This is a genomic window from Achromobacter sp. DH1f, assembly GCF_000633435.1.
Taxonomy (GTDB): domain Bacteria; phylum Pseudomonadota; class Gammaproteobacteria; order Burkholderiales; family Burkholderiaceae_B; genus Achromobacter; species Achromobacter deleyi.
On record NZ_AYMF01000014.1, the window covers coordinates 137378 to 151510 of the forward strand.

Genomic DNA, 14133 nt, shown 5'->3' on the forward strand with positions numbered 1-14133 from the left:
ATCAGCGCCCCTTCTTGCCGAGGAGCCGGCGCTTGAGCATGGGGATGACCAGGGCGATGGTGACCAGGACCGCAGTGACGAGGTTCAGGTCTTGCGCCTTCAGGCCGATGAAATCGCTATTGAGGGCCAATGCGATGAAGAAGCGGTAGACGATGGCGCCGATGATGACGGCCAGCGTGGCCAGCACCAGCTTGCGCGACGGCAGGATGCTTTCACCCACGATCACGGCGGCCAGGCCGATGACGATGGTGCCGATGCCCATGGAAATGTCGGAACCGCCCTGGGTCTGCGCGAACAGCGCGCCAGCCATGGCGACCAGCGCGTTGGACAGCGCCATGCCGAACAGGATCATGCGGCCGGTATTCACGCCCTGGGCGCGGGCCATGCGGCCGTTCGAGCCGGTGGCGCGCACCGCCAGACCCGTCTGGGTGGCGAAGAACCAGTCCAGCGCCAGCTTGGCCAGCACCACGATGACCACCAGGATCAGGGGCCGCGCCACGTAGTCCGACAGCCAGCCCGGCTGCAGGATGGTGAAGACGGTGGGTTCGGTGATCAGCGGCACGTTGGGCTTGCCCATGATGCGCAGGTTCACGGAGTACAGCGCGATCATCATCAGGATACTGGCGAGCAGATCCATGATCTTGAGCTTGACGTTGAGCCAGCCGGTGACCAGGCCGGCGGCCGCGCCGGCAAAGGTGGCCGCGATGGTGGCGATGAACGGGTCGGTGCCCGCGGCGATCAGCGTGGCACAGACGGCGCCGCCCAGCGGAAAGCTGCCGTCAACGGTCAGGTCCGGGAAGCGCAGCAGGCGAAAGGAGATAAACACGCCCAAGGCCACCAGGCTGAAGATCAGGCCGATCTCCAGTGCGCCTAACAACGAGAACAATGACATGGGTCAAATCCAATCAGGTAAGGAACGAGCATATTAGAGATTTGAAACGTCCAACTTCTTGCGTTTCGGCATCAGTTTTACCCGAGCTTTTGCAATAAACGTTTCTTGCCGCGTGATTTTCTCTCGATTCCTGCCAAGGCGTCGCCAGGCTTGGCGGCCAGGGCCGCAAGCGGGCTGCTTGATGGACGCTCCGGGGGAGCAAAACGCAGCGTGGCGGCCAGAAGCCGACATGCCGTTCAAGACCAACGCCATCGCGCCGGGCCGCGTGCACCTTGTGGATGCTGCCGCCCTGTGGACCCCGCCTGTCGGCCGGGCAAACAAGAAAACAAGATAAAACAAACCCCGCTCGCGCCGGGTAGGCACGAGCGGGGCGAACCAGCCGATACTTTACTTCACGACCACCGCGGCCGACTTGATGACCGCGTCGGACAGCGTCACGCCTTGCTTGGCGGCCGCGCCCGGGTTCACGTAGAGCTCGAGCTTGTTGATGGTTTCGGACGGGATGGCGCCGGGCTTCTCGCCCTTCAGGATGCGCACCACCACCTTGCCCGTCTGCACGCCCAGGTCACGGTAGTTGATGCCCAGGGCGGCGATGCCGCCGCGCTTGACGCTGTCGGTATCCGAGGCGATCAGGGGGATCTTGGCGTCGTTGCCGACCTTCACCAGCGACTCGTAGGCCGAGACCACGTTGTTGTCGGTGTTGGTGTAGATGACGTCGACCTTGCCGATCAGGCTGCGCGCGGCGGACGCCACGTCAACCGAACGCGGGGCGGCGGCTTCGACCAGGCTCATGCCCGACTTGGGCAGGATTTCCTGCAGCTTCTTGACCACCACGACCGAGTTGGCTTCGCCCGGGTTGTAGACGATGCCGACGCGCTTGGCGTTGGGAACGATCTTCTTGATCAGGTCGACCTGCTTGTCCAGCGCCAGCAGATCCGACACGCCCGTCACGTTGGTGCCCGAGGCGTCCATGCTGGACACGAGCTGGGCGGCAACCGGATCGGTCACGGCGGAATACACCACCGGCACGTCCTTGGTGGCGGCCACGACGGCCTGGGCCGACGGGGTGGCGATGGCCACGATGGCGTCGGGCTTGTCGCCGACGAACTTGCGGGCGATCTGGGCGGCGGTGCCGTTGTTGCCCTGCGCGCTCTGGTACTGCCACTTCAGGTTCTTGCCCGGCTCGTAGCCGGCGGCCTTCAGGGCGTCCTGCACCCCGTCACGCACGGCATCCAGCGCCGGATGCTCGACGATGGCGGTGACCGCCACCGACTTCTGCTGCGCCGACACGGGCGCGGCGATCGCCATCGCCAGCGCCATGGCGCCCACCGTCAGAAAATGTTTTTTCCCGATCAGCATAGATAAGCTCCTTGAACCCTTGGTATTTGTTCATTGTTACGGCTGTTCCGCAGGCTTCCCTGCGGTTCCGGTCCAGCCGTAAAGCCGTATAGTCTAACGTGTCGCAACACAAATTAACTTGGGGGGAATCCCTGAAATGGTGCATGCGCAGCACGCCTGCCCCATGTCGGGGCGAGCGGCGCCAATATACTAAAAGCGCCGCCCCCGCGCGACACGACATCCGCGACATCGCCGTCGCGGCACCTGATTGGCGCCACCCAAAGGCCTTACCATGATCAAACGCGCACTGGGCCGTTCCGGCCTGCAGATCCCTCCCCTGACTTTCGGCGGCAACGTCTTCGGCTGGACCGTCGACGAGGCCGGCACGTTCTCGCTGCTGGACGCCCTGGTTGACGCGGGCCTGAACTTCATCGACACGGCCGACGTGTATTCGCGCTGGGTCCCCGGCAACCAGGGCGGCGAATCCGAAGCCCTGATCGGCAAATGGCTCAAGCGCTCGGGCAAGCGCGACCAGGTCCTGATCGCCACCAAGGTCGGCATGGAGATGGGCCCGGACGCCAAGGGCCTGGCGCCGGCCTACATCCGGCGCTCGATCGATGCGTCGCTGGCACGCTTGCAGACCGACCACGTCGACCTGTACCAGTCGCACAAGGACGACCCGGACACCCCGCTGACCGATACGCTGGGCGAATACGCCAAGCTGATCGCGGCCGGCAAGGTGCGCGCCATCGGCGCGTCCAACTACACGCCGGTGCGCTTGTCCGAAGCGCTGATCGCGGCCGAACGGCACAACCTGCCGCGCTACGAAAGCATCCAGCCCGAATACAACCTGTACAGCCGCGAGCCTTTCGAGGCCGGCTTGCAGGCGCTGGTGAAAGCGCAGGACATGGGCACCATCAACTACTACGCGCTGGCCAGCGGCTTTCTCAGCGGCAAATACCGCAGCCCGGCCGACGTCGGCAAGAGCGCGCGCGGCAAGAAGATCGTCGACACCTACCTGAACGACCGCGGCTACCGCATCCTGAAGGCGCTGGACGAAGTCGCCGAAGACGCCGGCTGCACGCCTGCTCAGGCCGCGCTGGCCTGGCAGATCGCGCAGCCGGGCATCACCTCGCCGATCGTCAGCGCCACGTCGCTGGCGCAACTGGATGAATTGGTGAAGGCGGCCAGCCTGACGCTCACGCGAGACCAGCTGGCCAAGCTCAGCCTGGCCAGCGACTGGCGCTGAAGGGCGATGCCCCGGTGCGGGCCACGGCCCGCGCCGGGTGCATCAGAAGCGCTGCGTCAACGTCACCAGCGCGCTGCGGCCTTCGCCGTAGAACACCGAGTTGTAGAAGCCCATCGAACGGTAGTACTTCTTGTCGGCCAGGTTGCGCACGTTCAACTGCACCTGCGTCTTGTCGCTGAAGTTGTACTGCGCCATCAGGTCGAACAAGGCATAGGGCTTCTGCACGATCGATCCCGACTGCAGGCCGTAATAGGTCTGCGCGCTGGTCTGGCTTTGCCAGCGCACACCGCCGCCCACCGTCAGCTTGTTCCATGCGCCCGGCAGGCGGTAGGCCGTGCTCAGCTTGAGCAGCTGTTCGGGCTGGGTGGTCAGCACCTTCTTGCCGGCGTTGTCCTTGGACTGGCGGTAGGTGTAGCCCAGGAACACGTTCCAGCCCGGCATGACCTCGCCCGCCAGCTCGGCTTCGAAGCCGCGCGTGCGGGTTCCGTCTAGGATGTAGTACCAGCCCTCGTCGTGCGCATAGTCATAGCCGCCGTACTCGGCCACGTCCTTCTGGTCGGTCTGGAACACCGCCACCGACGCGTTCAGGCGCCCGTCCAGGTACGAGGCCTTCACGCCGGCCTCGTAGTTGTGGCCATAGGCCGGGCCCGCCATGCTCCAGTCCCGCGTCTTCACCATCTGCGGCTGGAAGATGTTGGTGTAGCTGACGTAGGCGGTGTAGGTGTCGTTCAGGTCGTAGGTCAGGCCGACGTAGGGCGTGACCTCGGAATACGTATGCGAATAGCCGGTCACGCCGCCGCTGGTCTCGGTGGATTCCCAGCGGGTCCAGCGCGCGCCGGTCAACAGGTGCAGGCTGTCGGTCAGCCCCAGGCGCAGCGTGCCGTACACGCCCGTCTGCTTGTCGCGGTGGGTCTGCGACAGCGCCAGGATGTCCCAGTTGGGGGTGGGCCAGTCACCCGTCCAATGCTTCACGTCGGGAATCGGATAGGTGGCCTGATCGCTGGTGTCCCAGCTCTGGTTCCAGGCATTGATGACCGAATGCGAAAAGCCCAGGTTGAACTGATGGCGCCGGCCAAAGGCGTCAAAGCCGCCGTCCATGGAGCCGCCGTACACGTCCTGGTCGCTGCCGCCCTTGAACTTGCGAAGCAGTGGCGCCGACGAAAAGCCGTCGATCGTCACGGGCACATCAGACGTGAACAGCAGCGGCGCATTGAAGGTGTTTTCCAGCCGCGTGTACGACAGGCGGGCATTCCAGCCGTTGGCAAAGCCGTGCTCGATCTGGGCGAAATATTCGTGCGAATCGGTGTCCCAGCGCGACCACTTGGCGCCCATGGCCTGGCCCTTGGGCCAATCGATGGGCTTGCCGTCGGCATCCAGCGCGGGCAGGCCGCCCCAGCTGATGCCGCTGGGGCGGGTGCGCTGCACCGAGCCGCCGACGCTGACCGTAGTGGCTTCGGCCACATCCGCCTCGATGATGCCGTACAGCACGTCGCGCTTTTTCTTGTACAGGTCCATGGTGTCGCCGCGACGCTCCTTGGCCCCCACCAGGCGGCCGCGCACCGAGCCGGATTCGTTGAACGGCGTGGACAGGTCGATCTCGCCGCGATAGGTGTCTTCGGTGCCGGCCGCGATCTTGGCAATGCCCTGGAATTCACGCGTGGGCCGCTTGCGGATGAAGTTGACCGAGCCGCCCGGATTGCCGGTGCCGCTCATCAGGCCGGTCGCCCCGCGGATGATTTCCACGTGGTCGTAGATCACCGGATCCAGGTTGCCGTCGCCGAACTGGTACAGCCCGTTCAGCGGCTTGACCACACCGTCGAACTGGAAGGTATCCAGCGAAAAGCCGCGTGAATAGTAGGTCAGGCGTTCGGATTCGGCCTGCTGCACGTTCATGCCGGTGGCGTTCTCCATCACGTCGCGCACGCTCGTGATCGAGCGGTCGTCCAGTTGCTGGCGCGTCAGCACGCTGGTGGATTGCGGCGTTTCGCGCTGCGACAGCACCAGGCCGTTGGCCGAGCGCATCCAGTCGGCGGTGTACAGGCCGGAGCCTTCCGTGGTGGCGCCCGCACCCAGCACCACCACCGGCGCCAGTTGCGTGGCCTGCTGGCCCGTGCGTTGCAACAGATAGTCGCCATCGCCTCGGCGCAACGCTTCCAGCTGGGTACCGGCCAGCAGCGCGGCGAAACCCTGATCGATGCCGTAGGCGCCCTGCAGGCCGGGGCTTTGCAGGCCTTCGGTCAGGGCGGGATCGAACGACAGCAGCACCCGCGCCTGCTGCGCGTAACCGGCCAGCGCCGCGCCCAGCGGCCCGGCGGGAATATCGACCACGCGGCCGGCTGCGGCGGGCGGTGCGGCCTGCGCCTGCACGGCTTGCGGGGCCAGGGCGCCGCCGGCCAGGGCGGCCAGCACCAGCGCGGCAAACGCCTTCATGCGCAGGCTGGCCGGCGCGGCGGGATGGGAAGGGGCAAACGGCAAAGACATGATTGGTCAGGGTTCCAGGCAAAGAAAGTCGGGGCTACACCCGTATGCCAATCGAAACCGCGAAAGTGACAGTCCCGCCTGAGATTTTTTTCTAACGGCCCTACGGCCTGGCGCGCAGCGTCACCCAATAGCGCGTATAGCGCTGCGCCTGCACCGGCAGCGCGCGTTCCACCGCCGCCAGGATGCGGTCGGTGTCGCCCAGGGGGAACGAGCCCGAAATCCGCAACCCGGCCACCGCCGGATCGCAGGCCAGCCGGCCGGGCCGGTGGCGGCCAAGTTCGTCGATGAAATCGTCCAGCCGCATATTGTCGGCATACAGCGCGCCCTGCACCCAGGCGGCGGCGTGCGGCGCCGGCCGGGCCGGCTGCACCGCGCCGCCGTCGAAATAGGCGGAAAAGCCGGCCGGCACCGTTTCTGCCGCCTCGGCGCTGGCATGGATGGGCTGGATGCGCACGGCGCCTTCGGTCACGGCCGTCCAGGCCTGGCCGTCCAGCAGCCGCACGGTATAGCGCGTGCCCAGCGCAGTCACCTGCCCCTGCGGCGTCACCACTCGCAGCGGCCGCGGCGGCTGGCGTGCGTCCGGGCGCGACGCCAGGTGCAATTCGCCACGGCGCAGGATGACCAGCCGTTCGGTCGCGGTAAAGCGCACGTCGGCCGCGCTGTCGGTGTTCAGGGTCAGCACACTGCCGTCATCCAGCGCCACGCTGCGGCGTTCGCCCACGCGGGTAGAAAGCGCCGCCGTCCAGGTCTGCCATTGCAGGCCGGCGGCGGCCAGGCCGCCCGCGCCCAGCGCCAGCGACAGGACCTTGAGCGCCTGGCGACGGCCGCGCGAACGCGGCCGGTCCAGCGCGGCAATGCCGGCCTGGCGGTCCACCTGGCCGAACTGGCGCCCCAGTTGCTCGACCCGATCCCACGCCGCGCGGTGCTGCGGGCTGGCGTCCACCCAGCGGCGCCAGGCCGCCGTGTCGGCCGCGCCGGCATCATCCGCGCCCAGCCGCACGAACCAGAGGCTGGCCTCGCGGATCACATCGTCGGAAAGCCTGCCCACCTGGCCGCTCACCACGCCGTCAGGCAATGCTGCATGGCACGCGCCAGGTATTGGCGCACCGAGCTGACCGACACCTGCAGGCATTCGGCGATCTCGGCGTGGCGCAGCCCTTCCAGTTGCGACAACAGGAAGGCGCGGCGCACCTTGGGCGGCAGGCCGTCGAGCAGGCGGTCGATTTCGATCAGTGCTTCCAGCGCCAGGGCCCGGCGTTCGGGCGACGGCGACAGCCCGTCTTCCTGGGCGGCCAGCGTGTCCAGGTAGGCGCGTTCGATGTCGCGGCGCCGGAACAAGTTGACCATCAGGCCGTGGGCGATGGTGACCAGGTAGGCGCGCGGCTCGCGGTAGGCCCGCGCATCGCCGGCCCGCAGCAGCACTTTCAGGAAGGTGTCCTGCGTCAGGTCGGCGGCATCGAACGGGCAGCCGGTCTTGCGCCGCAGCCAATCGCGTAGCCAGGACTGATGCTGCTGGTAAAGCCCCTCGACAGGCGCTTGAGAACCGCTGTGATTCATGGCCATGCGACGGACCGGGTGGATTCATTAATGATAATAGTTATCAATTGTAATCCAATCCGGCCCGCCCGACCATCAATCCAGCTTCACCCCCGAATCGCTGACCACCTTGGCCCAGCGCGAGACTTCGCTGTCGACGAACTTGCCGAACTCGGCGCCCGTCAGCGTCGGCACCGACGAGCCGTTGCTTTCCCAGGTTTCCTTGATCTTGGGCGCGTTCAGGGCCTTGGTGATTTCGGCCGTCATGCGGTCCACAGCCTCGGGCGGCGTGCCGGCCGGCGCCCAGATCGCATACCAGGTCGACACCACGTAGTTCGGCACGCCGGCCTCGGCCGCGGTGGGCACGTCGGGCAGCGACGGCGAGCGCTTGTCGGCGGCCACCGCCAGCGGCTTGATGGTGCCCGAGCGGATGTGGCCGGACGAAGACCCCAGCCCGTCGAAGGCCAGGTCCACCTGGCCGCCGATCAGCGCGGTCAGCATGGGGCCGGCGCCCTGGTAGGGCACGTCCACCAGCTTGATGCCGGTCTGCATGGCGAACAATTCGCCGGCCAGATGGTGCGTGCTGCCCTTGCCGGCCGTGCCGAAGTTGATCTCGCCCGGATGCTTCTTGGCGTAGTCGACGAATTCCTGCACCGTCTTGACCGGCAGCTTGGTGGCATTGATGACGACCACCTGCGGCGGCTGCGCCACCAGCGCGACCGGCACGAAGTCTTTCTGAATGTTGTAGTTCAGGCTCTTGTACAGCGACGGCGCCAATGCGTGGTGCGCCCCGCCCATGAAGAAGGTGTAGCCATCGGGCCGGGCCTTGGCCGCCACGCCCGCGCCGACGGTGCCACCCGCCCCGCCCTTGTTGTCGATCACGACAGACTGCCCCATCTGCAGGGTGAGCTGCTGGGCCAGCGGGCGGGCAAAGGTATCCGTGCCGCCGCCTGCGGGGAAAGGCACGATGAGCGTGATGGGCCGTTCCGGCCAGGATGCGGCGCCGGCGGCGCCGCCAAACCCTGCGGCCGCCGTGGCCAGCAAGGCCGTGGCGAGTATGCGGTATTTCATATTGTCTCCTCTTGCTGCAGCGTGGGGACGGCGCGTTTCCCGCGTCTCGTCTCTTGTGTTTTCTGGATCGGGTGCTGCCAGGGTATTGCGGGGGGTTATGGACTGGCGTGGGGATCGGGCTCCTTGAAAAAAAATGCCGGTCCCCAGGGACCGGCACGGCTTCGCAGCGCTACAGCGTCTGATAGGTTTCGCGGAGCACGTTCTTTTGCACCTTGCCCATCGTGTTGCGGGGCAATTGGTCAACGATGTGCAGCCGCTTGGGCACCTTGAAATTGGCGATGCGCGCCTTCAGTTCGGCCTGCATCGCGGCCGCGTCCAGCGACACGCCTTCCTTGGGCACCACCACCGCCACCACCGCTTCGCCGAAGTCCGCGTGTGGCACGCCGATCACGGCCGATTCGGCCACGCCCGGCATGTCGTCGATCAGGGTTTCGATTTCCTTGGGGTAGACGTTGAAGCCGCCGGAAATGATCAGGTCCTTGCTGCGGCCCACGATCGACAGGTAGTCGGCCGGCACGTCGCGGCCCGCGGATTCGCCGCCCCAGCGGCCGACGTCGCCCGTCTTGAACCAGCCGTCGGCGGTGAATTCCTCGCGCGTCTTTTCCGGCATGCGCCAGTAGCCCGAGAACACATTGGGCCCGCGCACCTGCACGTTGCCGATCTCGCCCGGCGCCAGCGCAATGCCGGCATCGTCCACCACCCGCACCTGCACGCCCGGCAAAGCCCGGCCCACGGTGCCCGCCAGGCGTTCGCCATCGGCCGGCTCATAGGGGTTGGAGGTCAGCATCACGGTTTCGCTCATGCCGTAGCGTTCGAGAATGGCGTGGCCGCTGCGCTGGGCGAAATCGGAAAAGGTCTCGGTCAGCAGCGGCGCCGACCCCGAGATGAACAGGCGCATGTTGGCGCACAGTTCACGGTTGAAACGCTTGTCGGCCAACAACCGCACGTAATACGTGGGCACGCCCATCATCACCGTGCTTTGCGGCAGGTAGCGCAGCGCCAGGTCGGCATCCAGCTTGGGCAGCCAGATCATCTTGGCGCCTGCCAGCAAGGCGCCGTGCGACGCCACGAACAGGCCATGCACGTGGAAGATCGGCAGCATGTGCAGCAGCACGTCGTCCGAACGCCAGCCCCAGTATTTGTGCAGCACCTGGGCGTTGGATGCCAGGTTGCCATGCGACAGCATTGCGCCCTTGCTGCGGCCGGTGGTACCCGACGTGTACAGGATTGCAGCCAGGTCATCCGGCTTGCGCACCACGGTCTTGAACGTCTGGGGCAGGCCGCCCGCGGCATCCAGCAGCGTGCCGCTGCGGTCTTCGTCCAGCGTATAGACATGGGCGCAGCCGGCCTTGTCGGCAGCGCGTTGCACCCAGTCGCGGTTCTTGCTGGCGCACACCACCACGGCGGGTTCCGCGTTGCCCAGGAAGTACTCGATCTCGGCTTCGCGATAGGCCGTGTTCAGCGGCAGGTACACCAGCCCCGCGCGCAGCGTGGCCAGGTACAGCAGCAGGGCCTCGGGCGATTTCTCGACCTGCACCGCCACCCGCGCGCCCTCGGGCAGCTTGAGCGAACTGAGCAGATTGGCCAGGCAGGCGGTGGCCCGGTCGATGTCGTCCCAGGTGTAGGCAAGGTCGGGCGTCTCCAGCGCGACCTGCTTGCGGTTGGCGGGAAATCCGCCTTGCAGCACAGCGTATAGGTTGGCGTTGCTCACCGTATTCAATCTCCGGAAAAAAGAGGGTCTACGCCGGCCAGGAAGGCACGCACGCCTTCCTTGTGGTCGCGGCTGTCGGCGTAGGAGAAATAATCCTGGTATTCGTCTTCGGTCAAGGCGCCGCCACGGGCCAGCCGGGCGGACAGGCGCTTGTTGATGCGGGCGGCCAGCGGCGCGCCCTGGGCGATGCGTTCGGCGCTGCGGCGCGCCTGGGCGGCCACATCGGCATCGGCCACGATGCGGGTCAAAAGGCCCAGTTCGCGGGCCTCGGCGGCGCCGAACACGCGGCCTTCCAGCAGGATGGCAAGCGTGGCCGCGCGTCCCGCCAGCGCCAGCAGGCCGCGCATTTCATCGGGCGCCATGGGAAAGCCCAGCCGGTTGATCGGCACGCCGAAGCGGGCGGATTCCCCCGCGATGCGCAGGTCGCACTGGCTGGCGATTTCCAGCCCGCCGCCCACGCACACGCCTTCGATCTGGGCCACCACCGGCTGCGGACATTCGGCCACCGCCCGCAGCGCGGGCGCCAGCACCTCGCGGTGGTAACGCTGCACACCCGCGGCGTCGGCGCGTTCGACCGGAAATTCGCGAATGTCGGCGCCCGCAGCAAAATTGCCGCCCTCGCCGCGGACCACCACGCAGCGCAGCGCGTCGTCCTGCGCGATGCGTGTGAACACATCGCGCAGCTCGTGCCACATGGCCACGGTGATGGCGTTCAGGCGGCCCGGGTGCGATAACGTCACCCAGGCCAGATGGCCTTCGCGCTGCAGCAGCACGCGGCCGGCCACGTCGTCTGTCATGTCCCCTCCCGAGTTTGTCTGCGGGCCTGCCGGCATGGCACAGGCCCGCGCTCTTCTGTATTTATTACCGGGCGGCGCGGCCGTCAGGCCACGCGCCCCACGCTGCGGCTGACCTGGGGCTTGCCATCGTGCAGCCGCGCCAGGTTGTCGTCGAGTTCATCCAGGTCGTACAGGTAGTTGACCATCAGCGCGCACGACTGCTTGAGTCCCTTGGCCGAGGTATCGGCCGCCCAGTTCAGGCGTTCGATGCGCGCGCCGTTGCCCAGGTGAAAGCGCGCCACCGCGTCCACCGGCAGGCCGTTCTTCATGGATTGCAGGTAGTGCGCGGCCAGCCGGAAGGCGGCGCGCTTGACCACATCGGGCGTCTTTTTCGCCTGCGCGGCTCGCGCCAACCGGGCCACCCAGCGCTGGCCATCGGGCACACCGGCACGCTTGCGCGCCTTGGCCCGCGCCTTGTCTTCGCGCACGATGGCTTCGACCGCGTCGGCGTCCAGCTTGCCCAGCCAGTCGGCAAAGCCGGGAATCGGCGACAAGGTCGCGAACGACTTGAGCTTGGGCAGCTCTTCCAGCAATTGCTCGACCACGCGCTTGAGCAGGAAGTTGCCGAAGCTGATGCCCTTCAGGCCCGGCTGCGTGTTCGAGATGGAATAGAAGATCGCCCAGCGCGCCTTGTCCAGGTCCTGGCTGGGCGCATCGCTGTCCAGCAGCACCTGCACGTTGTCGGCCATCTGGCTGGCAAAGGCGACTTCGACGAAGATCAGCGGCACGCCCGGCATCTGCGGATGGAAATAGGCGTAGCAGCGGCGGTCGGGCGCAACCCGGTGGCGCAGGTCGTCCCACGATTTGATCTCGTGTACGGCCTCGTAGATGATCAGTTTTTCCAGCAGCGACGCGGGCGAATCCCAGGTCAGCGGGCGCAGTTCGAGCAGGCCCACGTCGAACCAGGCCGACAGCAGGCCTTCCAGGTCTTTGTCCAGCGCCTGGATGCCCGCCACCTGCTTGCGCCAGCGCAGCATGTCGGCGCGCAGTTCCACCAGGAAGCGCAGGCCCAGCGGCTGCGCATTGAAACGCTTGAACAGGCGCACGCCTTCGCCGGCCTCGCCCGCGAAACTGCCGCGCACCTGCGCCAGCGCGGCCAGCATCAGGCGGCGGTCCTTGCCGTCGGCCGCGCCGTATTGCTCGCACCAGCGCCGCGCCAGCTTGTTGGCGGCCACGTCGGTCAGGCGCGCCTCGAACAGGCGCCGCACTTCGGATTCGCTGGGCAGGCGGCCGCGTTCCCACAGGCGCCCCAGGCGCGTGATCAGGCTGCCGGCCTCGTTGGCGGCCGACTCCACGGTGTCGGATTCGGGCTCAGGCGTGCGTGCGCCGCGCGCGGGCGCGAGATTGGCGGGTGCGTTCATGGGCGGGTTCCTCAGCAACGGGAAGGTCGGAAAACGGCGTGTCCTGCGGATCGTCGGCGGCCAGGGCGCGCAGCACTTCAAGTTGGCGCATCAGGTGGTGGCGGGCCAGCGCTTCCGCGCGTTCGCCATCGCGGGCGCGCAGGGCCTCGAAGATGGCCAGGTGCTCGCCGCAGGATTCCTGGATGCGGCCGGGCCAGGCCAGGCTGCGGTGGCGCGACAGGCTCAGCACCTTGCGCAGGTTGCCCACCATGTCCACCAGCCATTGGTTGCCGGCCAGCGCCTGCACGGCCTCGTGGATCAGGTAGTTGGTCTGGTAATAGGCGTCGATGCGGCCGGCGGCGGCATGGCCGGCCAGCGCCTCGTGCAGCGGCGCCAGCGCCGCCAGTTGCGCATCGGTGGCCTTGCGCGCGGCTTCGAAGGCGCAGCGGCCTTCCAGCATGGCCATCAGCGGAAAGATGTCTTCGAGGTCTTGCGGGGACAGTTCATTGACGAAGCACCCGCGGCGCGGCTCCAGCCGCACCAGGCCTTCGGTGGCCAGCACCTTCAGCGCCTCGCGCAGCGGCGTGCGGGAAATGCCGAGTTCGCCGGCCAGTCGCAGCTCGTCGATCCATTCACCGTTGCTGAGCGCGCGGGCGTGGATCATGCCCCGCAGGCGATCCGCGACTTCCAGGTACAGGGCTTGCCGGACGATGGGTTGGGTCATGGGCTGACGGCCGGAATGCGCCGTAATTCATAATTATGAATAAGCCCATCATATCCCTGGCGGTCGGATTCCGGCTAGCCGGACAGCTAAGGATTTGCCCTAACCCGCCGCGACAGAACGCGCGGGCGGGCCGGGACTTTCGGGGAATCAGAAGTGCAGAATCCCGTCGACGGCGTGGCGGGTCAACGAACGCGCCCAGCGGCGGGCCGGCAGGCCGTACCTGGACTCGACCACCTCGGCGCGCGCCAGCAGCTCGGCCGGCGTGATCGCCAGGCGCGGGCCGGAAAACGCCAGCACGATCTGGTTGCCCGCGTCGATTTCAGGCAGCAGCACGATGCGGTCGTCAAAGGCCTTGGACAGGTTGTCGATGTTCTTGCCGAAGCTTTCGTGGCGGCCGAACAGGTTCACCGCCACCACGCCGACCTCGCCCAGCACCCGGCGGCAGTCGCGATAGAACTTGACGCTGTCGCGCACCGGACCGGCGGCGGACGCGTCGTACAGGTCCACCATCAGCACCGGGCAGCGGCCGGCGTTGGCGGGGTCGGCCGCCCAGACGGCGGCATCGTCGTGTTCGACCGTGAGCCGGTTTTCGCCGGGCAGGCGGAAGAACATATGGCAGGCGGCGGTCACGCGCGGATTCCATTCCACCGCCAGCAAGGGGCTGCGCGTGTGCTTGACGCAGAAGCGCGCCAGCGACCCCGCGCCCAGGCCGAACATGCCGATGGCCTCTTCCTTGGGCGGTTCCAGGAACAGCAGCCAGGCCAGCATCTGGCTGGTGTATTCCAGCACCAGTTCCGACGGGTTCTTGATGCGCATGGCGCCCTGGACCCATTCGGTGTTGAAGTGCAGATAGCGCACGCCGTCCACTTCGGACAGGGTCGGCTGGTCCAGTTCAGAGGGGAATTTGGATTTGTACATGGCGCGATTGTAGGGCCGGCGGGCGGGGCCGGCCCCG

General features: G+C 67.0%; 12 protein-coding genes. 1 reads left to right on the forward strand and 11 read right to left on the reverse strand.

What is annotated here, in order from left to right:
* Position 1: 1 nt before the first annotated feature.
* Complete coding sequence (locus U858_RS0114470; RefSeq protein ID WP_025137869.1) at positions 2-892, reverse strand: ABC transporter permease; 891 nt, start codon at positions 890-892, stop codon at positions 2-4.
* Positions 893-1279: 387 nt separating this feature from the next.
* The gene (locus U858_RS0114475) at positions 1280-2251 is read right to left on the reverse strand and encodes an ABC transporter substrate-binding protein (RefSeq protein WP_025137870.1); all 972 of its coding nucleotides are present in this window, start codon (positions 2249-2251) and stop codon (positions 1280-1282) included.
* A gap of 271 nt (positions 2252-2522) precedes the next feature.
* Between U858_RS0114475 and U858_RS0114480 the strand changes: the two genes are divergently transcribed.
* On the forward strand, positions 2523-3479 hold the full coding sequence (locus U858_RS0114480; RefSeq protein WP_025137871.1) for an aldo/keto reductase: 957 nt from the start codon (positions 2523-2525) through the stop codon (positions 3477-3479).
* 42 nt (positions 3480-3521) lie between these two features.
* On the opposite strand, the gene U858_RS0114485 is transcribed toward U858_RS0114480, so the two are convergent.
* The 9 genes from U858_RS0114485 to U858_RS0114525 form a co-directional block, all read right to left on the reverse strand.
* Positions 3522-5960, reverse strand: coding sequence for a TonB-dependent receptor (locus U858_RS0114485; RefSeq protein WP_025137872.1), 2439 nt, complete (start codon positions 5958-5960; stop codon positions 3522-3524).
* A 100-nt stretch (positions 5961-6060) separates the two neighbouring features.
* A complete protein-coding gene (locus U858_RS0114490; protein ID WP_232786536.1) occupies positions 6061-7008 on the reverse strand; it encodes a FecR domain-containing protein in 948 nt (315 codons plus the stop codon).
* Between the two features lie 8 nt (positions 7009-7016).
* The gene (locus U858_RS0114495) at positions 7017-7523 is read right to left on the reverse strand and encodes a sigma-70 family RNA polymerase sigma factor (protein WP_369797672.1); all 507 of its coding nucleotides are present in this window, start codon (positions 7521-7523) and stop codon (positions 7017-7019) included.
* 69 nt (positions 7524-7592) lie between these two features.
* Positions 7593-8567, reverse strand: coding sequence for a tripartite tricarboxylate transporter substrate binding protein (locus U858_RS0114500; protein ID WP_025137875.1), 975 nt, complete (start codon positions 8565-8567; stop codon positions 7593-7595).
* Between the two features lie 169 nt (positions 8568-8736).
* The gene (locus U858_RS0114505) at positions 8737-10278 is read right to left on the reverse strand and encodes a malonyl-CoA synthase (RefSeq protein ID WP_025137876.1); all 1542 of its coding nucleotides are present in this window, start codon (positions 10276-10278) and stop codon (positions 8737-8739) included.
* 5 nt (positions 10279-10283) lie between these two features.
* The gene (locus U858_RS0114510) at positions 10284-11075 is read right to left on the reverse strand and encodes an enoyl-CoA hydratase/isomerase family protein (RefSeq protein ID WP_025137877.1); all 792 of its coding nucleotides are present in this window, start codon (positions 11073-11075) and stop codon (positions 10284-10286) included.
* Positions 11076-11158: 83 nt separating this feature from the next.
* Complete coding sequence (locus U858_RS0114515) at positions 11159-12475, reverse strand: malonyl-CoA decarboxylase domain-containing protein (RefSeq protein WP_029953875.1); 1317 nt, start codon at positions 12473-12475, stop codon at positions 11159-11161.
* Positions 12426-13178 carry a GntR family transcriptional regulator gene (locus U858_RS0114520; RefSeq protein WP_025137879.1) on the reverse strand — a complete coding sequence of 251 codons (753 nt, stop codon included), beginning with the start codon at positions 13176-13178 and terminating at the stop codon, positions 12426-12428. Before U858_RS0114520 ends, U858_RS0114515 begins: the two co-directional genes overlap by 50 nt.
* Positions 13179-13325: 147 nt before the next feature.
* On the reverse strand, positions 13326-14096 hold the full coding sequence (locus U858_RS0114525; RefSeq protein WP_025137880.1) for a spermidine synthase: 771 nt from the start codon (positions 14094-14096) through the stop codon (positions 13326-13328).
* Positions 14097-14133 lie beyond the last annotated feature (37 nt).